The organism is Synechococcus sp. R5-15, assembly GCF_047462035.1.
Lineage (GTDB): Bacteria > Cyanobacteriota > Cyanobacteriia > Thermostichales > Thermostichaceae > Thermostichus.
On record NZ_JANSIK010000020.1, the window covers coordinates 14,902 to 38,547 of the forward strand.

The 23,646-nt window shown below is 58.6% G+C and carries 21 protein-coding genes and 1 tRNA gene; 10 read left to right on the plus strand and 12 right to left on the minus strand.

Annotated features, from left to right (window positions below; genetic code table 11):
- Positions 1–36 precede the first annotated feature (36 nt).
- Positions 37–837 carry a Ycf66 family protein gene (locus tag NW839_RS02240; protein WP_414350922.1) on the minus strand — a complete coding sequence of 267 codons (801 nt, stop codon included), beginning with the start codon at positions 835–837 and terminating at the stop codon, positions 37–39.
- A 181-nt stretch (positions 838–1,018) separates the two neighbouring features.
- Here NW839_RS02240 and NW839_RS02245 point away from each other — a divergent pair, with 181 nt between their 5' ends.
- Positions 1,019–1,420 carry a hypothetical protein gene (locus NW839_RS02245; RefSeq protein WP_414330894.1) on the plus strand — a complete coding sequence of 134 codons (402 nt, stop codon included), beginning with the start codon at positions 1,019–1,021 and terminating at the stop codon, positions 1,418–1,420.
- A 384-nt stretch (positions 1,421–1,804) separates the two neighbouring features.
- Here the strand turns inward: NW839_RS02245 and aroH are convergent, their stop codons facing one another.
- The 6 genes from aroH to NW839_RS02275 all read right to left on the minus strand — a co-directional run bounded on the left by aroH (position 1,805) and on the right by NW839_RS02275 (position 5,239).
- On the minus strand, positions 1,805–2,179 hold the full coding sequence (aroH, locus tag NW839_RS02250; protein ID WP_414350923.1) for a chorismate mutase: 375 nt from the start codon (positions 2,177–2,179) through the stop codon (positions 1,805–1,807).
- 103 nt (positions 2,180–2,282) lie between these two features.
- Positions 2,283–2,969 carry a V4R domain-containing protein gene (locus NW839_RS02255; protein WP_414343781.1) on the minus strand — a complete coding sequence of 229 codons (687 nt, stop codon included), beginning with the start codon at positions 2,967–2,969 and terminating at the stop codon, positions 2,283–2,285.
- A gap of 269 nt (positions 2,970–3,238) precedes the next feature.
- Positions 3,239–3,697 (minus strand): hypothetical protein, encoded by a 459-nt coding sequence (locus NW839_RS02260; RefSeq protein WP_414330903.1) that lies wholly within the window; start codon positions 3,695–3,697, stop codon positions 3,239–3,241.
- Between the two features lie 36 nt (positions 3,698–3,733).
- A complete protein-coding gene (locus NW839_RS02265) occupies positions 3,734–3,985 on the minus strand; it encodes a hypothetical protein (protein WP_414343783.1) in 252 nt (83 codons plus the stop codon).
- A complete protein-coding gene (locus NW839_RS02270; protein WP_414350926.1) occupies positions 3,982–4,665 on the minus strand; it encodes a V4R domain-containing protein in 684 nt (227 codons plus the stop codon). The genes NW839_RS02265 and NW839_RS02270 overlap by 4 nt, the downstream gene beginning before the upstream one ends.
- 319 nt (positions 4,666–4,984) lie before the next feature.
- On the minus strand, positions 4,985–5,239 hold the full coding sequence (locus tag NW839_RS02275) for an Hfq-related RNA-binding protein (protein WP_414350927.1): 255 nt from the start codon (positions 5,237–5,239) through the stop codon (positions 4,985–4,987).
- Positions 5,240–5,609: 370 nt separating this feature from the next.
- On the opposite strand from NW839_RS02275, the gene gvpA reads away from it, so the two are divergent.
- From gvpA to msrP, 6 genes are all read left to right on the plus strand, one after another.
- Entirely contained in the window at positions 5,610–5,828 is a 219-nt protein-coding gene (gvpA, locus tag NW839_RS02280; protein ID WP_011429717.1) for a gas vesicle structural protein GvpA, read from the plus strand.
- Between the two features lie 275 nt (positions 5,829–6,103).
- The gene (gene gvpC / locus NW839_RS02285; protein WP_414350929.1) at positions 6,104–7,120 is read left to right on the plus strand and encodes a gas vesicle protein GvpC; all 1,017 of its coding nucleotides are present in this window, start codon (positions 6,104–6,106) and stop codon (positions 7,118–7,120) included.
- Positions 7,121–7,199: 79 nt separating this feature from the next.
- Complete coding sequence (gene gvpN, locus NW839_RS02290) at positions 7,200–8,084, plus strand: gas vesicle protein GvpN (RefSeq protein ID WP_011433426.1); 885 nt, start codon at positions 7,200–7,202, stop codon at positions 8,082–8,084.
- Between the two features lie 32 nt (positions 8,085–8,116).
- The gene (locus NW839_RS02295; protein WP_414350932.1) at positions 8,117–8,461 is read left to right on the plus strand and encodes a gas vesicle protein; all 345 of its coding nucleotides are present in this window, start codon (positions 8,117–8,119) and stop codon (positions 8,459–8,461) included.
- Positions 8,462–8,535: 74 nt separating this feature from the next.
- Positions 8,536–8,955, plus strand: coding sequence for an LptA/OstA family protein (locus tag NW839_RS02300; RefSeq protein WP_011433424.1), 420 nt, complete (start codon positions 8,536–8,538; stop codon positions 8,953–8,955).
- Positions 8,956–9,279: 324 nt separating this feature from the next.
- On the plus strand, positions 9,280–10,236 hold the full coding sequence (msrP, locus tag NW839_RS02305; RefSeq protein WP_414350934.1) for a protein-methionine-sulfoxide reductase catalytic subunit MsrP: 957 nt from the start codon (positions 9,280–9,282) through the stop codon (positions 10,234–10,236).
- Positions 10,237–10,253: 17 nt separating this feature from the next.
- Here msrP and NW839_RS02310 read toward each other — a convergent pair.
- The 5 genes from NW839_RS02310 to cysS all read right to left on the minus strand — a co-directional run bounded on the left by NW839_RS02310 (position 10,254) and on the right by cysS (position 18,354).
- Positions 10,254–10,327, minus strand: a tRNA-Arg gene (locus tag NW839_RS02310).
- Positions 10,328–10,339: 12 nt separating this feature from the next.
- Positions 10,340–10,981, minus strand: coding sequence for a ribonuclease HII (locus NW839_RS02315; protein WP_414350936.1), 642 nt, complete (start codon positions 10,979–10,981; stop codon positions 10,340–10,342).
- 35 nt (positions 10,982–11,016) lie between these two features.
- The gene (locus NW839_RS02320; RefSeq protein ID WP_414350938.1) at positions 11,017–13,188 is read right to left on the minus strand and encodes an Rne/Rng family ribonuclease; all 2,172 of its coding nucleotides are present in this window, start codon (positions 13,186–13,188) and stop codon (positions 11,017–11,019) included.
- Between the two features lie 766 nt (positions 13,189–13,954).
- Positions 13,955–16,618 carry a TIGR03960 family B12-binding radical SAM protein gene (locus NW839_RS02325; protein WP_414350941.1) on the minus strand — a complete coding sequence of 888 codons (2,664 nt, stop codon included), beginning with the start codon at positions 16,616–16,618 and terminating at the stop codon, positions 13,955–13,957.
- Positions 16,619–16,770: 152 nt separating this feature from the next.
- Entirely contained in the window at positions 16,771–18,354 is a 1,584-nt protein-coding gene (gene cysS, locus NW839_RS02330) for a cysteine--tRNA ligase (RefSeq protein ID WP_414350943.1), read from the minus strand.
- 340 nt (positions 18,355–18,694) lie between these two features.
- On the opposite strand from cysS, the gene NW839_RS02335 reads away from it, so the two are divergent.
- From NW839_RS02335 to NW839_RS02345, 3 genes are all read left to right on the plus strand, one after another.
- On the plus strand, positions 18,695–20,404 hold the full coding sequence (locus tag NW839_RS02335) for a LysM peptidoglycan-binding domain-containing protein (protein ID WP_414350944.1): 1,710 nt from the start codon (positions 18,695–18,697) through the stop codon (positions 20,402–20,404).
- 92 nt (positions 20,405–20,496) lie between these two features.
- A complete protein-coding gene (locus tag NW839_RS02340; protein WP_414350947.1) occupies positions 20,497–21,822 on the plus strand; it encodes an FIST N-terminal domain-containing protein in 1,326 nt (441 codons plus the stop codon).
- An 81-nt stretch (positions 21,823–21,903) separates the two neighbouring features.
- Entirely contained in the window at positions 21,904–23,436 is a 1,533-nt protein-coding gene (locus tag NW839_RS02345; RefSeq protein WP_414350950.1) for a leucyl aminopeptidase, read from the plus strand.
- Positions 23,437–23,646 lie beyond the last annotated feature (210 nt).

Genomic DNA, 23,646 nt, shown 5'->3' on the forward strand with positions numbered 1-23,646 from the left:
TGCTTCTATCAAGTTCAGATCGGCATTGAGAGCCTATCAGAACAGATCGTCATCATACTCTTCTGGCTCCACCTCTACTGGCTCTACTTCGACAACGCGGCGGGAAGGACGGCGGGGGGGTTCATCTGCGTAGCTTTCCCCTTGGTCTTGGGGCAACCGTGGGGGACGGCGACGGGTAGCTGTACCTGTGCTGCGCTCTTCCTGCACATCCACATCCTCTGGATACTCTTCGGTGGCAGGACGACGGGGGCGGCGGGCCTCTGGCGGCGGTGCTGGTTCATCGTAGTCCGTATCCTGACGCGGGCGGACCCCTGGCTCCTCGTAATACTCATCCCCTTCGGGTCGGCGGCGGGGACGCACACGGGTATCGCTGGTCAGTTGGGGCCGCGGGCGACGGCTCGGCTCTGCGCTGCCTTCGGGAATGGAGCGGGTGGAGGAGGTGTCGCGAATACGGGATCCCTCAGCCCGGGTGGAAACCGTGCGCCCTTGGGCATAGCCGCCCGGTGGATAGGTGCGGACAAAGCCTTGCCGCCGAGTAGTCGGACGAGCCCCGCCCACCTGCCGTGCCTTTTCACTCAAGAGGATGCGCAACCGGAAAGTTTCGAGGGCAAACCAGCCGGCCATCACCGCCAACAGCACCTGGGCAAAGAACAGCAACGGAATGAGCCGCTGACCTTCCAAGAGCAAACAGACGGAATAGATCAGGCCCATCGTGGCAAAAATCACGTCGTACTCAGCGGAGGCCTCGCGCTTGATGAACCGAACCGCGAAGATGGCTCCACTGGCAATCGCCACCAGCGCTGCCATCAAAAAGTAGGGGCTTTGGGTGAGAAACATGCCAGGGATCCCTAAACGATGAAGACGGGAGAGCGTTGAGCCTTATCCATTCCACAGCCGATCCTAGCATTGATCCTCCTGGTGGCACGGACAACAAAACCCAGGTTTGGGTGTAGGGACGGGATCCCTCTTCAATAAAAGGGATCGGTGCTAAAATCGGCAGCATCTTCCTGCATGTTCCATGCTGTATCTGGCACGGGTACACAAAAAAAGTCTCTTCGGCCAGGGGGAGCTGCAGCTCTTGGCCCGGCAGGCCGAGGACGGGGTTTGGATGCCGCTGCGCAAGCCAGAAGGGGTCACCTGCAAAGAGGTTGGCCCTTACAACATTGGGGTGTTGCTGCTGGTTGAGCTTTCGGAAGAGCGGCAGGTACGGCGGGTGGAAGAGGCAGCCATGAAGCTGGTGGAGATGTTGCACAACCTATCCCGAACCCACAGTCTGGTGGATCTGTCGGAGATTGAAAGCTGGCGGCAATCCTTGACTCGGCAAAGCCAAGAGCTGAGCCGTCGCGAAGCAGAGGTGGCCGCTCGCCAAGAGCAACTGCAACAGTGGGAAAACCGTCTGCGAGAAAAGCTGTCTCCTTGAGCTCTCAGATCTACTCTTATCTTAAGTAGAGTCATTTTAAGCTAATTGAGAAGCCCCCCAAGTGCTCTGTGCCGCTGCCATCACCCCATCTCCCAAAAAGAAAGGGGAGCTGGATGGAAATGTTTCATACCTGTTTAAAATGACTGTAAGTCCAAGTAAGTCTATGAGTGAATCTGGATGTTCTGCGCCTTCCCAAATCAGTAGTGATACGACCCGGATCAACTTGAGTTAAGCCATTCTTTTCCCCCAGAATAAGCGGGGCAAATCCGGGATCCATCATGCCCCATGTTGCCCATGGCAACAGACTGTCCCACCTCCAGTGTAGAAATCCCCCGACTTTAGTCGGTGAGAGTGTCAACCCTGTGCTGGTGCTGTATGGATCGATCAAACAGTGCTGAGATCTGGCCTTAACTCGCGGGCACCTCGCAGATAAACATGCTGCATGTCCGCTTGAGCAAGTGGAGTATTCAACTGGATCAAAACACGAATACAACGGGGTAAGTCGCTGCTCACCTCCATCTGTTGCACATCCAACAGAGGCACCGACTCCCAGCCAGGGCGACGACGGGCAAATTGGGCGGGAAAAGCTGCATTTAAATCAGGAGTAACAGAAAAAATAACGCTGACCAACTCAGCCGGATCGAAGGCGTTGCGGTGCTCTAGCGTATCCAACAGCTCAGTCACCGCCGCGCCAATGGCCTCGGCACTGTTTGTAGGTACGGTGATGGCTCCCCGAATTGCTCTGACTCGCCACCCCAATGGCCACACCCTCGTGCGCTTGAGCTCGCCTCGCTTCCAGAAAATTATACAGACTCATCTCTACTGGGATCCCATCCCTCTGGGGAAAACCAGCCCCCATCGCCTAGCTGGGCTGCAGGAGCTTTTCCAGGATCTGCTCGTGGCTGAGGCCGGAGTCCACCCAGGCTTCTCCTTCTTTGAGGCGGGCGGCAGCGGTCACGACAAACAAATTGCTCTCTGCTCCCAAAGCCTCGCTGGCAGTTTGCACGCAGAGCAAATCCTGGCCGGTTAGCTGGCTAAACCAGGTGGCCAACAGCCCTGCCTCCAAAAAGCCCATCGGCCGCTTGAAATGGGGAGGGGTGACAGCAGCGAAGGGGGAATTGCGAATCGACACCACCAGGACTCCCTGATCTTTGTAAGTCCAGTCGATCTCGATCAATCCCCAGCCATGAGCTTTCCAGGCTTGTCTCAGACTTTGCAGAAAGGTGCCCATCTCCAGCTCGGCCAAAGGCTTCTGGTAGTAGTCGGAGAGTTCTTGGGCAAAACGGCGGAAAAACTCCTTGCCCCACATCCGACCACAGTTGCGCAACACCAAACGAGCAGCCTGGCCGGTCTCGTATTCCAGGCCCGTGTAGATGCCCCGCAGCAATGCCTCTGGAAGGGCCAAGAGACGTTCACCGTGGCGACTTTCCAGTAAGCCCGATTCCAAATCGCTTCGCAGATAGGCGCTGGGTGCATAGTAGTTGGCCAAAACAGGCGTATAGGGATCGAAGTTGACTGAGCCATTGGAGATAGAGCTAGTGCCGGTCATAAGGGATCCCCTGGTTATCCAATCCAAGTCGTTATTGAGCTCTAAGCATCCAAATAGGAGCAGGGTGCAGTTGACAGTTCGTTGGTTGTTGAGCTGGGAGAACGGTTGTTTACGCTCCAAATCTTATGGCGATCCCTCCAGCAATTGAATACCCCTTGGGCAGATTTACTACAACGCTAACATTAACTCCAACGACACTGAAGTCTCCGGCTAGTTGAGATAGAGCGCTCTAGCACCGAAAAATGCAAAAAGCAAAAAAGTATCTATCTCTAAAACAGCAAGGCCACCTGTACCTGGGTGATCAAAGGGCGGATAAACTCCAACTCTCCAGGAGCCAAATGGTCTCTCAGCTCCTGCTGGAAAATCCGATAGGCAACCTCATAAACCCTCTGCAGCCCGTACAGGCGCACCTCTTCTTCCATCCACTCGATCAGCCGCTCTTTCAGGAGGTTTTCGTCCTGCAGCAACATGGCCATAGCGCTGTGACGCAGCAGCAACAGCAGGTGTCGCCGGCACAGATCCAACACTTGGGGAGAAAGGTCGGGCATCTCCTTTTGCAGGGCATCTAGGGTTTTGCTCACCACCTGGCTCTCCCGTTCCCGCAAAACTCGGTACACATGTTGTCGTTTTGGCCAGCCGAGAACATAGGCCTTCAGATGCTCCAGCTCCTCTGGCTTGAGGTAGCGGGCTTCCGACTCGATCAGCATCTGCTCCAAGGGGCTTACCATCTCGCTTCTTCCGGATGTCAGTGGGTGCTAGGAGACTCAAAACAAGCTGAACAGATCTGCCAAGGTGATCTGCTCTTCTTCCGGCTCGGGTTCTGGTGCTGCCGACAGGGATCCCAGAGAATGCGCGGCCAAACTCAGGGGATCCCCCGCCCAGGGGATGGAACCAAAATGCTCCCGCACTTGCAGAAAAGGCATTGGCAGAGAGCGCATCTGTAGGGGGCGGTTATCCCAATTTAGACGGGCAAAAAAGCTCTGCACCGAATCTTCTAAAGCAATCTTCCAGGTCATGCCTTAGCTACTCCCTGACCTGAACGCAATTTTTGGGCAATTTCGCTGGCACTGGCCCCTTCGTTTAGCCAGAAGGCAGCCGCATCAATGCGATCTTTGCTGCCGAGCAAAAACTTGCAGTAGCTTTCTCCCATGGAGTAGCACTGGATCTCGATGCAGTTGAGCTGCCGTTCCACCATGGTGCTAAAAAAGCCGGCAAACAATCCGGCGTAAAGATGACAGACAGGTTTGCCCACATCCCCCAGGGTGCGGGCCACGGCGGAGTCAAAGAGGTTGATGAAAATAAACCCTTGCCGCCGACTCTCGGTCTCCACCTCCCAGCGCCCCCATCCTTGGGAGGTCAGAGGCCACCACCAGGTTTCCAAGAGAAACATGAGATTACTCTGCTTGGGTTGGCGCCGATATTCCTCCTCAAACCAGCGGGAAAAATGGAGGGCATCGTTGCGTCCCCACTCTCGGCCAATGGTGTACATCAGAGAAGCCGAGGCATCTCCCACTTCTTCTTCCAGGCCCTGCTGTAAACCCAGGATAAAGTCTTCGCTCACCAAGACATTGCGGGCGCCCGTCCAGTCCACAAGAGATCCCTGGGAGAGGTCAAAGCGAAAAAAGTCTTCGCGGCTGTAGTGGTTATGCCGTTGGGCGGCAGGCTGAAGCGGTATCTCAATGGGGGAGGTCGTCATGGTTGGGTGAGGAGAGAGCACGTTTTTTAACACTCCTTATCATACCCTTCTTAATTGGCATTTTTACCAAAAAACTGGGTCTAAAGCCTCGTCCTCAAGGCCTACGGCCCGCTGACGCAGTTGCAACAGCGTTGCGGAGCAATGGGGGACGGCTTTGGGATAGACTCAGGGCGACGGCAGGGTAGTCAACCGCTCCAAAAACCCAGCAGGAGTGGGTCAACTGGAGAAAACTGCCCTCAGAGGGAGACAGAAAAGCCCTGAGTTGTTGTAAAGATTTATTCAAAATTGGGAAGAGCTGTACAGGGATCCGGAGCAGTACTTAAGACTGAGGCCTGACCTTGATGAAAGCAATGGCAGACCGCCACAGCAGCGACTCCCGCCCCTCGGTATCGGCTAAACAGAGGCAATCGGGATCCTGCCAGCGCAACTGGCCGACGAAGACATCTCCGGTATTGAGTTTGACCTCGAGGGTTTCCCGATCCTTGATGACCTTCTGCAGGCGACGCACGCTCGGGATCCCGGTGTTGAAATCGGTCACGACAGCCCTATCAGCCAGCGAGAAACGGTATGTCATCAAGCCCACTGCCCCCAGTATAGGGGATCCCTGCCGCTTCCCACTGCCCCTCCACCACACTTCCACAACTTGGGCTCAAAACTCGCCCTCATCTTTGCCCATTTTTTCTGCTGGCGAGTACTATGTAGGGGGGATGGCGCTTAGAAAAGCGGTAAACCTTTCGAGTTCGCCGTCTTTTTTAAGCGAATCTACGGGTGTTCTCCCCGAAAAAAGCCAGCACAATAGGGCTAGGGTGATAGAGGGTGCGGCTGTCGCCCTAGGGAAGGTGAATCCTCAGCTGGGATCCCTTCTACATGCCATTTTTCCGCCGAGTTGTCTGTCCTTTTCAACCCTCATCAGTATCAGCAGTATCAGTGCAAGAGAGATCGTTATGGCAGTAGAGAAAGTGAACTCCTCGTCCAGCTTGGCCGAAGTGATCGATCGCATCTTGGATAAAGGTATCGTGGTCGATGCCTGGGTGCGGGTTTCTTTGGTTGGGATCGAGCTGTTGGCCATTGAAGCCCGCGTCGTTGTGGCTTCCGTGGAAACCTACCTGAAATACGCTGAGGCTGTGGGTCTGACGGCTACTGCTGCTGCTCCTGCCGTCTAAATCTGGCCCAATCACTCAATCCCCTTGCCTTCAATACCGTGATGGTTTGACGGGTCATGGGTCTTGGGCGGGGGTCTGGAGCTGGCCGCTGTGAAGGCTCTCGGAAAGCGAGGCAGGGATCCACCGCCGGTCTCTGCCTTGCTTCTGCGGGTTTTGTTCGAGGATTGAGTCTTGCAGCCGCACTGAGCTACAGGTTGGCAGTGCCATCGAGTTGGGAACAGGCAGAGAAGCTGTATCCACCCAAGCATTGAACACGACGTAAGGGATTGAACACCATGAGTTTGCAGGAACAATGGGCCATAGCTCGCAGCCGGCGGGTGACTCAAAACCGAAGTTTGTTAAGCCGATCTCGGCAGCAGCGCCTAGAGCAGCACCAAGCCCTGATGGTTGAGCTGGGGCAGCGCCGCCAGCAACGACAAGAAGCAATACGGCACCAGACGGAGCAAACCCGCAGCCAATTGCAGAAACTGAGGCAGGAGCGGGCTGTGAGGCGATCCCTGGACGAATGCTCCCGTTCGGAAGCGGCGGCTCAGCGGGCCAAGTCGGTGGCAGAGAGTCTGGCTCGCCTGGAGCAGGAACGAGCTGCTCAATTGGAAGTCAGCCGGCAGCAATTGCAGGCTTTCCGGGCTAACTTGACTGCGGCTGTGGAGCATTTGCTGAGCACCTATACGCAGGCTCGGCAGGCGATGGCCGGCGAAACTCAGCAAGCGCGGCAGTCTTTTTGCGCCGATTTGCGGCAGTGGGTACAGGCTCTCCGGCAAATGGCTCGACAGGAGCTGGCTCAGATGGCCCAGGAACAGCAAGCCCAGGCCCAGGCCCTGCGGGGATCCCTGGCCACTTTCCGGGCGGAGTTGCATAAGCAGGTGTGGGGCAATGGGATCCCTGTCCTCGCCCCAGAACCTGAAGTCTCCACTTCCAGTGCAAGCTCTAACAGTGCCGTTGCGACTGCCGGTGAGACTGCTTCCGACTCAACGCCTGTAGCCGAAGACCAAGCCCCGGTGGAGCCGTCCGCCCCGGTCTCTGTTTCCCAACCCCCAGGGGGCTTGACAACGCTCGAACCCCCTGAAGTTCCGCCTACTGTTGAGAAACAGGTGGATCCCATCCTTGACTATGTCAACAAGTATGTGAGTGATCTACAAGCGCAGGATCCCAACTTGACCCTGCTGCAGGTAATTGGGGATCGGGAACGGGTGCGGGATTTGTTGGCCCGCGGCGCGGTGGATCTGGGGGTGGATCCCTCGGAAATCTTGGCTACGCTGCGGCGCATGGTGTCGGGGACGGTCGCAGTTTAGTTGTGCCGAGCGCAGGAAGAACATCCGGGCTATAGTCAAGGCAAAGGAGTCTAGGGCAGCAAAGAGGTTGAGTATCTCCATGGCCACGGTTCTGCAGGCGCGTCCCCGCCAGTTCGTGAACACCCCCTACATTGAGCGGATTACCCGCCGCGCTTTGCGCTATTTGCAATCGGGCTTTGCGGTGCATTTGCGGGGGCCTTCGGGTACGGGCAAAACCACTTTGGCGATGCATCTGGCCAGCCTGCTGGGCCGTCCCATTATGCTGATCTATGGGGATGACCGCTTCGATTCTTCCGACCTCATCGGGGGGCGCACCGGTTTTACCCATCGGCGGGTGGTGGACAACTTCATTCACTCGGTGGTGAAGACGGAGGAGGATGTGCAGCAGCGCTGGGTGGATGCCCGCCTCACCTTGGCTTGCCGAGAGGGGTTTACCCTCATCTACGACGAGTTCAATCGCTCCCGCCCTGAGGCCAACAATGCTCTCCTGAGTGCCTTGGAGGAGAGGCTGCTGGTGTTGCCGCCGGACAGCAACCGCTCGGAATATCTGCGGGTGCATCCCCAGTTCCGGGCCATTTTTACCTCTAACCCGGAGGAATATACCGGGGTTCACAGGGCCCAAGATGCGCTGCTGGATCGGATGATCACCATCGATATGGGGGAACCGGACATCGAGACCGAAAAGGAGATTCTCACCTCGCGAATAGGCTTATCCGGCCCCGACGCCCTCAAGATCGTCCACATTGTGCGGGCTTTTCGCCGCAAGTTGGATCTGACGCGCCACCCCAGCCTGCGCAGTTGTTTGATGATCGGGCGCATTGTCAAGGAACATGAGCTGGCAGTTAGCAAAGAGAATGCCGATTTTCGCGCTTTGTGTGCGGATGTGCTGTTGCCCCGAGCCGGCAAGCGCTATGAAGAGGGATCCCAGCTGCTGAATTATCTGCTAGACCAACTGCCTGGCTGAGTCTTTTGCCTGTTGGTACACTTTGGAGGTCGATGAACTCTGTGCCGATTAGCTCTCAACCCTTGACCACGGCTACTCATGGCTCCTCGCTGGCCGATGTGCTGGAGCGGGTGCTGGACAAGGGCATTGTGATCGCCGGAGACATCACCGTTTCGGTGGGCAATGTGGAGTTGCTAAATGTGCGCATTCGCCTGCTGATTTCTTCGGTGGATAAGGCCAAGGAGATCGGCATCAATTGGTGGGAGTCGGATCCCTACCTCAACAGCCAGGCGCGGGAGCTGCTGGAAGCCAACCGACAGCTCATGCAGCGCGTTGCCGAATTGGAAAGACAGCTTGCCCAAGCTCTGCCCCAGGGGAGAAAGGGAACGGACCCATAGGCTGCCCCCCGCCATTGTGACCTGGATTGACGGGCTAGACTGGCTGCTGTGGTGGTTTGACGGGGTGATGGGGCATGGCTTTGGAGATGGCGTTTGACCGGAAGGGTTGGCAGCGGCTAGGGACGCTGGGCTGGGCTGTGGGTGTGGTGCTGGCCCTTGGGATCCCGGCCTGGGGTCAAAATCCTCGTGCCATCAGCATCAGCGCTGATGTTCAGGAGGCCAACGCCAACACAGGGGTTTTTACGGCCATTGGCAATGTCACCCTCAGTTTTCCTGCCGAGCGGCTGACGGCCCGCGCCCAAAGAGCTGTGTATTACAGCCAGGAGCAACGCATTGAGCTGGAGGGCCAGGTCATCATCAACCAAGGGGAGAATCAGTTGCAAGCAGAGAAGGTCATTTACCACATCGACAAGGGCACCATCCAGGCAGTGCCATCGGCAGGGCGGCAAGTGGAGTCCATCTACGTTTTGCCGGAGCCCAGCTCAAGTCCTTAGCTGATCCCCACACTTTTTTCCAGCAGCACGGACTCAGCCAACACGGCTATACCGTGATTTCGTCACCGATCATCCCAGCCTGCAGGGTTTCCCTCACCCCCAACCCCTCTCTCAAAAGGAGAGGGGAGCCAGGGACAGACATAACAAATCGTTTCATTGCTGTTTGAAATGACTACATTTGAAATGACTACACATGGGGCAGCGCTGGAAACGAGCTCGGGGAATGTCGGCTTAGATCCGTTTAGGATGTAGTAATTCATTTAGGATGTAGTAGTTCGGGCGGCAGACTTTTTCCCTGACTCTGAATCAAAGGATGGCTGATGGATGTTCGGGATCCGAGTTCCTCACCCCTGGCAACGAGAGGCACAGGTCACTCCAGAAGAGATGTTTTTCAGCCGGCGGCAATTTCTAGCGCAACTGGGATCCGTTGGGGTGGGAGCCAGTTTTTCTATTTTTGGGTTTGGCAGCAGGGGAGCTGCTCCCTCGGTAGAACGAGAGCTGAGGGGGATCCCACTCAACCCCCACTTTTCGGATGTGGGCAGGCCCGTCACCGAGGAGATTGTAGCTACTCGTTACAACAACTTTTACGAGTTTGGCTCCGGAAAGCGCGTCTGGCGGGCTGCACAGGCTTTGCCCACGGATCCCTGGACTGTCGAGATTACCGGGCTGGTGCGGCATCCTCAGCGGTTGGGCCTGGAAGATCTGTTTAACTTCCCCCTCGAAGAGCGCATCTATCGCTTTCGCTGTGTGGAAGCCTGGGCGATGGTGGTGCCGTGGTTGGGCTTTCCGATGCGGCTGTTGCTGGAACGGGTGGATCCTTTGCCGACGGCTCGATTTGTCCGCTTCACTTCCTTTTACGATCCGGAAATTATGCCTGGCCCAATCTGGCCCCCCAACTTGCCTTGGCCCTACACGGAAGGGTTGCGGATCGAGGAAATGGCCAACGAGTTGGCCTTTTTTGCCCTCGGCGTTTATGGCAAGCCGTTGCCCAAACAGCACGGAGCGCCAATTCGCATGGTAGTTCCCTGGAAGTATGGCTTTAAAGGGGGAAAATCCATCGTCAAAATCGAGCTTTTGGATCATCAACCCTCTACGTTTTGGAATACCCTCGCCCCTGAGGAGTATGGATTTGAGGCCAATGTGGATCCTAGGGTGCCCCACCCCCGCTGGTCACAGGAGCAGGAAGTCTTGATCGGTTTCGGATCCCGTTCCCAGTGGCAAATCGTTCCCACCTTGCCCTACAACGGGTACGGAAAGTATGTTGCCCACTTATATGGCTGAACTTATATGCCTGAAGACGCCCACGAAAGGATTCGAACCTCCGACACCTGGGACCGGAACCCAGTGCTCTAGTCCACTGAGCTACGTGGGCAATGCAACTGCATCAACCATCATATCTGCTGACTTTCAGTTCTGCCAAGGGGGCAAAGCTGCGGCGGTGCTGCGGGGTGGGCCCCAAGTTCTGCAACGCCAGTCGGTGCTCCCGCGTGCCATAGCCAGCGTTGGTGCGCCAGCCGTAGCCGGGGTACTGCCGATCCCAGCTCTGCATCAAGGCATCTCGCCAGACTTTGGCCACAACTGAAGCAGCGGCAATGGAGAGGCTGATGTGATCCCCCTTGACCAGGGCCGTTTGCCGGGATCCCAGCTCGGCCAGCGGCAATCCATCCAGCAAAATGTGGTCGATGGGATCTAACTCGGCCAAAGCCCGCTGCATGGCTAGCACCGTGGCCTGGCGAATGTTGAGCCGGTCGATCTCAGCAGCAGAGGCACTGCCAATACCCACGGCCAGGGCCACCTGCCGAATCCGTTCCGCCCATTGAGCGCGTTGCTGCGGACGCAGTTGTTTGGAATCCCTCACTCCCTCCAGTGCTTTGGGATCCATCTGGGCGGGCAAAATCACCGCCGCTGCCACTACCGGCCCGGCCAGGGCCCCCCGCCCCACCTCATCCACCCCCGCCACCCGCAGGATCCCCTGCTGCCAAAGGGATCCCTCCCAGATCAAACTCGGCCTTGCCCGCTCCACCATACTCCCATGCCTGCCCCTGGGCTTGAGAGCAGCGCCTAACTGCTGCGGGAGCGCCGTCGCCTGGAGGCTGCTGGAGATTGCTGGGCAGGGCTGATCCCCAGTTCCGCGGCTGGCTCGGCCAAGCTGCTCTGCACTGCTGGCACGAACGATTCAGCAGAAGGGATTTCGGGTTCAGAAAGTTCGGGTGGAGAGAGGTTGTCCAGCAGCTCCTTCTCCTGCAAGGCATCCGGTTCGGGTGCAAACTCCTCTGTCTGAGAAGTTGCCTCAGTCTCCATCCTGGGCGGACTTTCCGCCTCTAGAGTTCCCGGCAGAACCACCCTAACCGCCGTGTCTCGGCCCCAAGGCGGCGGCTGGTCAAGCAGCAACAGCGGCGACAGCCCCAACTCCGAGTAGACCCGTTGTTGTAACGGGGTCATCTCCACGGTGACGGTTTGCCGTACCGGAGCCGGACGGCCTTCTGAGGACTCCGTCCCGCTGGCGCGAACGGTGCGAGCTGGGGAAGTGTGATCTTTGCGTGAGGCGGATTCTGCCTCTTCCCCAGGGCCAGAACGGCGGGGTTCTTGACGCTTTAGGTCTGCTCCGCCCCCTGGCAGTTGCATCGGCTCTGGGGCTTCCTCTTCTACAGGAGTATCCAGGCTCCGGGCAACGAGGCGCTGGCCAGTGCGGGGATCCCCCCAGTCTTCGCGGGGACGCTTGCGTCCCGTTTCAACCCGTGGCTCTTCCTCCAGATCGTCTGAAGTCGTAAAGGGATCCGGGCTGGGGCGTCGTTGTCCGGGGGCAGAGCGCGACCGCCGCAGCAGCGCACGGCTATCGCCTCGAGACAGCCCATCGCTTCCCACTCGCAGGCGCGCCCGTTGGGAGTTGCCATCGCGGGGCAGGATCGGGCCGGCCTCTTCCTCATCCCCTCCTTCCGCCTCGGTGGGTAGCGTTACCGTCAGGCCGCTTTCTATTGTTAACAGATGCCCTGGCTCGGCCCCCGGCAAGCGGGCTAGGATCCCCAGCCCCTCACAGGTGGGGCAAGAATAGCCGAAGATCTCGTAAAGGCTTTGCCCCTGCCGTTTGCGGGTGAGCTCCACCAGCCCCAATTCCGACAGTTGGACCACCTGTGGGCGAGCTTTGTCGCTGGAGAGGGCCTTGTTAAAATGCTCCAAAACCAGCAACTGGTCGCGGCGGGAATCCATATCGATGAAGTCCACCACAATCACACCGGCAATGTTGCGCAGCCTCAATTGGCGGGCAATCTCGGTAGCCGCCTCACAGTTTGTCCACAGCACTGTCTCCCGAGAAGTGGCCGATTGGGTGAAGGAGCCCGAGTTAACATCAATTACCGTCAGGGCCTCGGTGGGCTCGATGATGATGTAGCCGCCAGAGGGCAAATCCACCCGCGGACGCAGCGCCTGACGAATAACCGCGTTGACCCGAAAATACTCCAGAATGGGGGTGGGCTCGCGGTGGGCATCGACAACGACACCGGGGGGCATTTGGCCCTTGTTCCAGCCCTGCAGATAGCTACGGACTCGCTTCGCTCCCGCCGCAGAGTCGGTTACAATGCGGTTCACATCGTCGGAGTAAACATCCCGCAGCACCCGCTGAATAAAGTCGTCATCCCGGTTGAGTAGCCCCGGCCCCCGTGCTGCCTGATACTGCTGTTGAATATCTTCCCAGAGTTTCTTCAATTGCTCCAGGTCGTCGATCATCGCTTCTTCGGACACACCTTCCGCTTCGGTGCGCACCAACAGGCCCATCTGCGGGGGTTTAATCAAAATGGCCAGCGACTTCAAACGGTTGCGTTCTTCTCGATCCTCGATGCGGCGGGACAGATGAACGCCTTTTCCGTAGGGTCGCAACACCAAATACCGCCCTGGAAAGGCCAAATCTCCGGTAAGCCTTGGCCCTTTGTTGCCGGTGGGCTCTTTCATCACCTGTACCAGCACCTTTTGCTGCGGCAAGACCAGCTCAGAAATCGAGGCATGACTTCGCTTGAGGCGCAGCGGGCCCAGGTCGCTGACGTGGATAAACCCATTGCGCTCTGCAGGGCCGATGTTGACGAAAGCGGCATCGATGCTGGGCAGAACGTTCTCGATGATTCCGACGTAAACGTCTCCCACTTGGTGAGCGCCGCTGGCGACGATCAGCTCCTGCACTTGATCTTCGGCGAAGACGGCTGCCACTCGATGTTGCTCGGCAATGACAATCTGCCTGGGCATTAACTTCCCTCCCCGCCCCAAGGGCACGCGGTTACGGGTTGAACCCTCATTCTGGCGAGGTGTTGTCCTTTTGCCGGGATCCGCTTAAGTTTCTTTAACCAGGATCGAGTCGTCATGGGGCTGTCCATTACCCTCAGCTCTGCTTTGACGCTTGGCTTTGTTTCCTCTCCAATGGGTGAGGTGAGTTTAAGTGCATGTGAACTACCCAATGCTGGCTCTGGTGGGTACAGCGGGGGGCTTCTGCTGATTGGAAGGAAAACTCATCGGATGGGATGAATGGATTCGGTGAGGTTTGCATGGAGATTCATGGATGGGCTCAATCGATAGGCTCAGGGAGCAAGACGGCTCCGCCTCGGGAGATCCAACGCTGGCCCATTGCAGAACCCCAGTTGTGCGGCCCAGCCTGTTCGCGAAAGCGTCGCGTAGCGATAGTCCACAACAAGACAGGGTTTGCGCGCGGAAAGAAGCACCTTCTCAGGGTAAAATTTTCTGGTCAGATCTGGGCTAGGTCGAAGAGGCACACTTTTCTGTTGCACCTATCGACTCGACCCCATCACGCCTGTTACCTGCCCTGGGTACTGAGTTAAGAGTGTCTCCATTCCGGAATCCGGCCCAGCTTTTGCCTGCTGCTCACCCCGCCCTTGGTCAAGTTGATGCTTGGCGAGCCCCACAGCGGCAGGAGCCAGCAATAGCAGCATTATAGCGCTTGTGGGATCCCTCAGCCCAGACAGACCCTTAGCCCTTGGGTTGCTCCCAGAGGAAGTGCTCAATCTGGATCGGCTAGGGGGTTCTCCCACAACAGGCGCAGCCGCTTTGCCGTCTGTAGTGTCCAGTGGGGCAACCCCAATGACTCGGCCATTTGAACCAGATGGGTGGGCCGCAGGTAGGCACCGTCGTTGCGGCAACTGCCCCGGTAAAGGAGGCAAGCGCTGCCCTCGGGGGTCAGGCCCTGAAACTCTAGGTAGTAAAGCAGGGCGCGGGCATTGAAGGGAGAGGACTTGCCAGACTTGGAGGTTTTTTCAATCCAGATTTCCTGCGCGTCTAGGATCTGGGTGACCCAGGCAGGCCAAGAGGACTCCGTCCCGCTGCCGTGAACGGCTTTGGGCAACTCGCAGCTCACCGTGAGCTGATATTCGGCGGCGTAAACGGCTGCGGTGGCCGAGGGATCCCGAAGGCTAATTTCTTGGACGGCTTGGATGGGGATCTCCGGGGGCAGCTGTTCGCTCAGAAGGGCGCGCAGTTTCTCAGGCGTCAGAGGACCTTCAGGCCGATCCAGCAGCTCCAGATCCAGGATTTCGCCATAGCCTTCCTGGCCGATGGGCAGAGCGTTGGCGTTGGCCAGGCGGGGCATGGGGTGGTAGCCGCCGCTGAAGGCCAGAGGTAACCCCGCTCGCCGACAGGCCCGTTCCCACAGGCGCATGAGATCCAGGTGGCCCAGCCAGCGCAGATCCCCGGTTTTGCCGTAGGTGATGCGGAAACGCTGGGCAGGTGGCTCCGGCTCCAGGGGATCCGGGGTGGGGGTGGGTTTGCTCTGCAGGGGCGGGACGGGCGGAGGGGGAATGACGATGTTGTGGCCGAAGCCGGGGCCGCAGATGCCGCAGGCGGAGCAGCCCTCGAAGGAGCAGTCTTCCACGGTGAGGGCTTCCAGGGCGCGGCGGTAGTCTTTTTGCAGCCATTTTTTGTCGATGCCGGTATCGATGTGATCCCAGGGCAAGGGATCCTCCAGGCCCAATTCCCGGATGGGGAGACGGGCGCAGAGGGCGACCGGATCGGCGGCAGGATCCACCTCTTCGCCGCAGTAGGCCCTCACCCAGGCAGCGTAGGCGGCGTCGATGTTTTCCCACCAGGCATCCATGCCGGCACCGGCCCGCCAAGCCCGCTCGATCATGCGGCCTAGGGAACGATCCCCTTTGCCGATGAAGTCTTCCAGGATGCTGAAGCGGATGTCGGTGAAGTGGGCTTTGACGCCCCGCAGCCGCCGCAGCTCTTTCTGCAGCAGGGTTTGCTTGCGCTGCACGTCGGCGTAGTCCACCCGGTGCCACTGGAAGGGGGTGTGGGGCTTGGGGGTGAAGTTGGAGAGGGTGAGGGTAAACTCCACCCGCTTGCGACCCAGGGCTGCACATTCTCGCTGCAGCATCTCGACGGTGCGGGCGATCCCCAGGACATCGGCGTCGGTCTCGCCGGGCAGGCCAATCATGAAATAGAGCTTGATTTTGTCCCAGCCCTCTTGGACGGCGGTGCGAATGCCGCGAATCAAGTCGGCATCGGTGAGGCCCTTGTTGATGATGTCCCGCAGCCTTTGGGTGCCAGCTTCGGGGGCAAAGGTGAGGCCGGAGCGGCGGGATCCCTTCATGATGGCGGCAATTTGCTCATCAAAGCGATCCACCCGCTGGCTGGGCAGGGAAAGGGCAATGTGTTCTCTGAGGAGACGGTTGTGCAGCTCCGCTCCCACCGCCGGCAGGGAAAGGTAGTCGGAGCAACTGAGAGAAGAGAGGGAAAATTCGTTGTAACCTGTTCTCCGCAAGCCCTGCACCACAGCCTCCACCACTGCTTCCGGATCCACATCCCGCGCTGGGCGGGTAAGCATTCCCGGCTGGCAAAATCGGCAGCCCCGTGTGCAGCCCCGCCGCACTTCCATCACCAGGCGGTCGTGGACGGTTTCCACCAAAGGCACCAGGCCGACGGAGTATTGGGGTTGAGGCAGGGCCACCCGACGGCGGATGCGCTCCGGCACCCCAGGCACGATGGGCCGCGGTGGGATCCCCTCGTAAAACTGGGGCACGTACACCCCCGGCACCTGGGCCAGCTCCAGCAAGACCTCTCGGCGGGGCTTGGACAGGGATCCGGCCAGCACTTGGCCAATTTCCGGCAGCACCTCTTCCCCATCTCCGAAGACGAAGAAATCGAAAAAGTCGGCAAAAGGCTCTGGGTTGGAGGTGGCGGTTGGCCCGCCGGCAAAGATCAGAGGGCACTCTTCCGGGGTAAAGGGCTGCCGCTCCCACCACTTGAGCGGGATCCCGGCCAGATCCAGCATCTCCAGGATGTTGGTGCCCCCCAGCTCGTAAGCCAGGCTGAAGCCGATGATGTGAAAGGCGCGCAGAGGGCGGCGGGACTCCACGGCAAACAGCGGGATCCCCAACTGCCGCAGGCGGGCCGCCAGATCCGGGCCTGGCAAGTAGGTGCGGTCACACAGTTGATCCGGCTGAGCGTTGAGGATGTTGTAGAGGATGAGGTGGCCCAGGTTGGAAGCTCCCACCTCGTACAACTCTGGATAGCTCAGCACCCAACGCACCCGTGCCGAATCCCAAGGACGGTGGACGGCGCCGAACTCTTTGCCCAAGTAGCGGGCCGGCCGCTGAATCTCAGGGGTGAGCAGGCAATCCAGATCGATGGGACTCAGATCAGTTTGCGCGGTAGCTGGAGAAAGCATTGAGATCCGCCGAGACGTTGACACAGTCACTGATCTGACTCTAGCCGAACTTTTCCAGCAACCCAAACGAAGGGAGAAGCACTTTGCCCCTCTGAGCCCCTAGGTTACAGCCATATCCATTTTGAATGAGCCCGAGGAATGCTCCTCAACCCCTATTCTCGCAGCCAACGGGTGGTGCCATCTTTTTGATCGATGAGGGTGATGCCGAAGGCTTTCAACTGATCCCGAATGCGATCGGCTTCGGCAAAGTTTTTGGCCTTGCGGGCTGCCGAGCGCTGCGCGATCAGCTCCTCGATTTTTTTAAAGTTAAGTTCCCCATTTGTAGCTGCTTCTTTGGATCCCTCGAATTCAGAGAATGAGGGCCAACAGAATCCCAAAGTAGCCAAAATCTCCAGCAAGGCAGCGCTTTTTTGTTTGAGGGCCTGGGGCTCCAGATGGGTTTGGCCTTGATGGGTGAACAGGTTGTGTTCGCGGGTGAGTTCTTTGGCCAATTCAAAGGCGATAGCCAGCGCTTCAGGGGTGCCAAAATCATTGTCCATAGCAGCTTGAAAGGCTTGCATGGCCTCAGCATCAGGGGATCCCTTTTCTCCTTTGCAGAATTGCTGGGCACAGTGGATCCCTTTCTGGAGGGTTTCCCAGCCACGGCTAGCCGCCTGCATGGCTGCCTCGGTGAGATCTATGGGGCTACGGTAGTGGGTCTGCAACAGAAACAGCCGCAAGGCCATGGGGTGATAGACGGCGAGGGCCTGTCGCAGGGTGGTGAAGTTGCCCAAAGATTTGGACATTTTCTCGCCGTTGATGTTGAGAAAACCGTTGTGCATCCAGTACTTGGCCATCGGCTTGCCGGTGATCGGCTCCGATTGGGCCAGCTCATTTTCGTGGTGGGGGAAAATCAAATCTGCCCCGCCGGCGTGAATGTCGATGTGATCTCCTAGGGTCTCTCGCACCATGGCGGAACATTCGATGTGCCAGCCCGGTCGCCCCCAACCCCAAGGGGAGGCAAACCCCGGCTCAGAAGGGGGGGCCGCTTTCCAAAGGGCAAAGTCGAAGGGATCCTGTTTGTCGGCTCCTTCTTCTCCTACCCGGCCACTGGCTCCCGCCTCCATCTCCTCCAGTTTTCGACCGGATAGCTGGCCGTAATCCGGGAACTTGCGGACAGAGTAGTAAACAGAGTACTGAACAGAGGCGGGGGTCTCTGGCTGGTGTCCCGCTTGCAGGAGGGAAGACGGGTCGGTCTGGTGTCGAATCGGATCCCGTACCCGGTAGGCAAAGCCTTTGAGCTCCAAAGATTGGATCAACTGGAACATGGCTTGCAGCGATTGGGTTGCCCTGGGGTAGAGATCGGCCCGCTTGATGTTCAGGCGATCCATGTCCTGGAAATATTCGGCGATGAAGCGCTCCGCCACCGCTTGCATGGATTCGCCACGTTCCAACGCCCGCTTGAGGATCTTGTCGTCCACATCGGTAAAATTCTGCACATACTTCACTCGGTAGCCGCGCCACTCCAAGTAGCGACGCACCATGTCCCAAACCACGTAGGTACGCGCATGGCCGAGGTGGCAGAGGTCGTAAACCGTTACACCACAGACATACATACGCACCAGGGGCTTCTCCCCCGCAACCGGAGCTGCGGATCCCTGGGAATTGCCGACGGAAACGGATTGAGATCCACCTGCTGCCAGCGGCTGAAACACTTCCTTGCGGCGAGTCAATGTGTTGTAGACAACCAAATCCATGGGTATCCCTAGTTTGTAGTTTCAGCTACAGCAAAACAGGCTTTGTCTTCCAAAAAAAGACGATGGCGCACTTTGTCTTGAATCGGATGAGGCTCGACAAAATCTCAACGAGCCAAGGGCTGGAACCATTGTGAGGCAAGCATTATGGCTGAAATTACCTGCCAAGACTTGTCTAGATTTGTTAACTACGGTACTCTAACCTGAGTGCGAGCCAGCCTGTTCATTAGCGAGCTCCACCCCCGCTTGAGTCACCCCTGGGGTGCTCGGTGCCAAGGGGCTTATGCCCCTCATTTTGACATCTTCTTCTCTTGCACTCTAGTGTCAGCCTGTTGGTGTGAGGATGCCTTTAAAACCCACTTTCCCCAATCCCCAAAACGGGGAGCTGGATTTCCGCGGTGCTGCCGTGAGCACCCTTTCCCCCCCACCCCCAAAGGGCTCGGCAGGGATCCCTTCAGAACAGTCCTGGACTTCTGCGGATTCATCTGCCGAGGAAGCCTATCTTCTGGAGTGGGCTCCAGCCCCTCTCTCTGGGCGGTCGAAGCCAAGATGGGTTGGTTTGGCCCTCTCTCTCAGCTTAACGGGCCTGGTATGGCTTCTGAAGCTGGAGGCGGATCCCTGCGCAGAAGCTGGGGAAGAGCAGCTGCCGGCCACCCCCAGGTGCCCAACCGAGCCTGAGACAGCCCATCCAGAGCCGGGGGATTCTGCTCCTGCGCGTCGGGGATATCCGGCTTGGGCCACTGGTCTTTTGCTGATGCTGGGCTTGGCCGGAGTCGCTACCCTACAGCAGCGACAGTTGAATCGCCCCCTGTCTCCGGCGGTAGAGCCGATCCCACCCTCTGTGCATACGCTATCTGGCGCTCTGCAGCAAAACTACGAGCGGAAAAAGGAGCAGCTGCGCCAAGCCTTCGCAGAAGGGCGAATCCCGACAGGAGAAGGGCCCAGAGGCATTCTGGAGCATGAAATTCAGCCGGGGGAAACCCTCTGGCAACTGACCCAGATGTATCAGCTCGACGCGGCTGCCATCACCGTCTCCAATGGTATTCAGGCCAGTACTGAGCTGAAGCCGGGGCAAGTTCTCCTCATCCCCAGCCAGCCGGGATTGATCTACACCGTCAAGCAGGGAGACACACTGGAGGACATTGCCAACCGCTACCGAGTTCCCCAGCAGCGGATTATCGAAGCGACTCCTCTGGATCGCCCGGAATATCTGCGCATTGGCCAACGCCTGCTCATCCCCGGCGATGTGGGCGAGTTGATCCAGCGTCAGAAGGAGATGATCGCTGCCCAGAAAGCTCGCGAAGAGGAAGAGCGCCGCCAGCAAGAGGAGGAAGCCCAACGCCAAGCCGAAGCCCAAGCTCGATTACAGGCGGAGCAGCAACGCCGGGCCCAGCAAATGGAACAAGAACGGCAGGCCCTCTTGGCCGGTGGATCCCTGGCCCACACAGTTGGAGCCGGTGACACCATCGAACGGATCGCCGCCCGCTATGGGGTAACTCAGCGATCCATTATTCAAGCCAACAACTTGCGCAATCCCCACTGGCTGCGCATTGGCCAACGCCTTACGATTCCGGCGCCGGGTACGCAGCCCACCCCTGCTCCTGCCCGACGAGCTCAGAGCCAGCCACAAGCTCGGCCAGCGCCGCCAGCGCCTCCTCCAGCTCCTCCTCAGGCCCGCAGCAGTGGGTTTGTCTGGCCGGTCTCCGGGCAAATCACCTCTGGCTTTGGCTACCGTCGCGGTCGCCTTCATGCAGGGGTAGATATTCCTGGCCCCGTGGGATCCCCCATTGTAGCCGTTCAGGAGGGAGTGGTGATCTTTGCGGGGAATGGCGGGGATGGCTACGGCAATCGGGTGGATATCCGCCATCCCAACGGAATTGTTACTCGCTATGCCCACGGCCATCAGATTTACGTTTCCACAGGCCAGTACGTGCAGCAGGGGCAGACAATCATGAGCCGCGGCAGCACTGGCTGGAGCACAGGGCCGCATCTGCACTTTGAAGTCCGCCCCGGCGGGGGCGCGCCTGTGGATCCCCGGCCTTATCTGCCCTGATCCTGTCTTGAACAGAGACCGTGCAGAACAGCCAGCCCGGCCATAAATTGCTAGCCTAAAGACAGCAAACTCCAGACCGTAGGAACACGCCGATGCAGTGGGTGAACGCGCTCTCCCAGCTCCCTTCCCTAGAAGCGGCTCTGCGGCAGGTGGTGGAGGAAGCCAAGGCCAAGCTTCAGGCGGCCCAGCTGAAAAGTGTCCTGAGTCGGCAGGTGCAGACGGTGGGATCCGGCAGCTTGCCGGGGCTGCTGACAGGGTATGTTCCCTCTCAGCCTCTGCGGCCCAACCTGGGGGTTTTGTTTGTGTCGGCGGCCTTTGCCAGCGAATACATCCGGGTGTTGCCATTGCTGTCGGGGCTGCTGGAGGTGGACGTTTTGATCGGCTGCTCCGGGGGTGGCATTGTGGGTGGCGGGCATGAAATTGAGGATGGCCCGGCTCTCTCCTTGTCTTTGGCGGTCATGCCGGAGGTGGTGCTGCATCCTTTTCATCTGCGGGGGAACCAATTGCCAGACTTGGATGCGGCTCCTTCTGCCTGGGTCGATTGTGTTGGGGTTTCGCCGCAGAGCAAGCCTCATTTTCTGCTCTTGGCCGATGGATTTTCCTCTGGCATCTCAGAGTTGCTGCAGGGGTTGGATTTCGCCTATCCGGGATCCGTCAAAGTGGGGGGATTGGCCAGTGGGGGCCGCGGCCCTCGAGGCAACGCCCTATTTTTGCTGGATGCGCGTACCTCCACACCTCGGCGGGAGCTGTACCGAGAAGGGACGGTGGGGTTGGCGCTCTACGGCAATGTGGTGCTGGATGCAGTGGTGGCCCAGGGGTGTCGCCCCATTGGGGATCCCTTGCGGGTGACGGAAGCAGAGGGGAATGTGATTCTTGGCTTGGAGGGTCGCCCTCCTCTAGCGGTTTTGCAGGACTTGGCAGAGCGGCTCAGTCCCGTGGATCAGCGATTGGCCCGCCACTCTCTCTTCATCGGCCTGCTGATGGATGAGTTCAAGTCGGAGCCGACGCCGGGAGATTTCCTCATTCGCGTAATCTTGGGCGTTGATCCGCGCGTGGGGGCGCTGGCCATCGGGGATCAGGTGCGCCCTGGCCAGACGGTGCAATTTCATCTGCGGGATGCCCAGACTTCGGCAGAAGATCTGCGTTGGGCCCTCAGCCGCTATTGTGCCGAGCGCAACTTGAGGCAAAGCCCCTCTCAACCGAGGCCGGAGCCTTGTGGGGCGTTGATGTTCTCCTGTTTGGGGCGAGGCAAGGGCCTGTACGGCACTCCCGATTTTGACTCGCAACGGTTTCGGGAATTGCTTGGAGAGCTGCCCTTGGGGGGGTTCTTTTGCAATGGTGAGATCGGCCCCGTTGGGGGATCCACCTTTTTACACGGCTACACTTCCTGCTTCGGGATCTTCCGGCCCGCCCACTAGAGGGGGGATCCCTTGCCCTAAGAGCCGGCAAAATTAGATAGACTGAGGATCTGCTGTCAACAGCTTGGTCAAGGGTTTCTCATGCAGCTTCATCTTAGCGAGCCGCCACTCACTCAAGGGGAATGTGCCCTGGTCTATTGCTTTGCCGCTTCCGGCGGGAATGGCCGCTTTCCTCTGCCCCCTGAGATCGCCTCTTGGGATGAAAAGGCGTGGTCAGGGCTGGTGGCGGAAACCGTTCAGGAGCAGGGGTTTCAGGGGAAGCCGAATAGCAGTGTTGCCCTGCGCCTGACAGGAGAGATCCGCAAACTGGTGTTGGTGGGGCTAGGGGATCCCGCGGCCCTAACGCTAGAAGCCCTACGACGGGCCACAGCCAACGGCCTGCGCCAGGCTCACAGCTTAAAAGCCAAGCAGGTGATGCTGTCTTTGCCGGAGACGGGGTTGGATCGGGTGCGCGTGGTTCAGGCGGTGGCCGAAGCCTGCCTACTGGTGGCGCACCGGGACAATCGGTTCAAATCCTCAGCCAAAGGGGAAGAGGAAAACAGCTTTTCTGTGCAGGAAGTAACCCTTTTGGTGCCGGGGCTGGCCCAGGCCCGTTCTGACTACGAGGCCGCGCTGCAGCGGGCCATTGAGATGGCGGCAGGAACCATCTTGGCTCGGGAATTGGTGGCTGCCCCCGCCAACATTGTTACTCCTCTTGCCCTGGCCGATACCGCCCGCCAACTGGCCCAGGAATATGGTCTAGAGGTGGAGATTTTGGGACAGGAAGAATGCGAGGCTCTGGGGATGGGGGCTTTTTTGGGTGTGGCCAAAGCCTCTGACCTGCCGCCCCAGTTTATCCACCTCACCTACAAGCCGCCACAAGGGGATCCTGTTACCAAATTGGCCCTGGTGGGCAAGGGGCTGACCTTTGATTCCGGTGGGCTGAACATCAAAACCGACTCCCGCAGCATCGCCATGATGAAAACCGACATGGGGGGAGCAGCGGCAGTTTTGGGAGCTGCACGGGCCCTAGCCGCCCTCAAGCCGCAAGTGGAGCTGCACTTCATCGTCGCTGCCACGGAAAACATGATCAGCGGCCATGCCATCCACCCAGGGGATATCCTCACCGCTTCTAACCAGAAGACCATTGAGGTCAACAACACCGATGCAGAAGGCCGCCTCACCTTGGCAGATGCCCTGGTGTTTGCGGAAAAGCTGGGCGTTGATGCCATCCTCGATCTGGCTACCCTGACCGGTGCTTGTGTGATTGCTCTGGGGGAAGAAATTGCCGGCTTGTTCACCCCAGATGAGACGCTGGCCCAGGAGCTACAGCAAGCTGCCAACCTTTCCGGCGAAAAAATCTGGCGCCTGCCGCTGGAAGAAGGCTACTTCGAGGGTCTCAGCTCCATTGTGGCCGACATGAAAAACACTGGTCCCCGCTCAGGGGGATCCATCACCGCTGCCCTGTTCCTGAAGCAGTTTGTGGAGAAAACCCCTTGGGCCCACCTGGATATAGCAGGCCCCGTTTGGACAGAAAAGGATGCAGGCTACAACAACAAAGGGGCCACCGGCTATGGAGTGCGCACCCTGGTGGAGTGGGTCTTGGCGCGGCAAGCCGCAGCAGCTTGCTCATAACCCCGCCTTTCTGGACGTTGGGCCTTGAAAAAGCATCTACTGAGGGAGGAGCCAAGGGCTGCTTGGCTGGAGCTGTCCGATCCCTAAAATAGGCTTAAAAAAGAGTCTAGGTATTGAGTAGCACTTTGCAAGGCTTCCCCTCAGCTAGAAATCGCAGGAGCCCCGCACTGTACCCGTAGGGTCAGTGCCGGGAGGAATGCGAGGTTACAA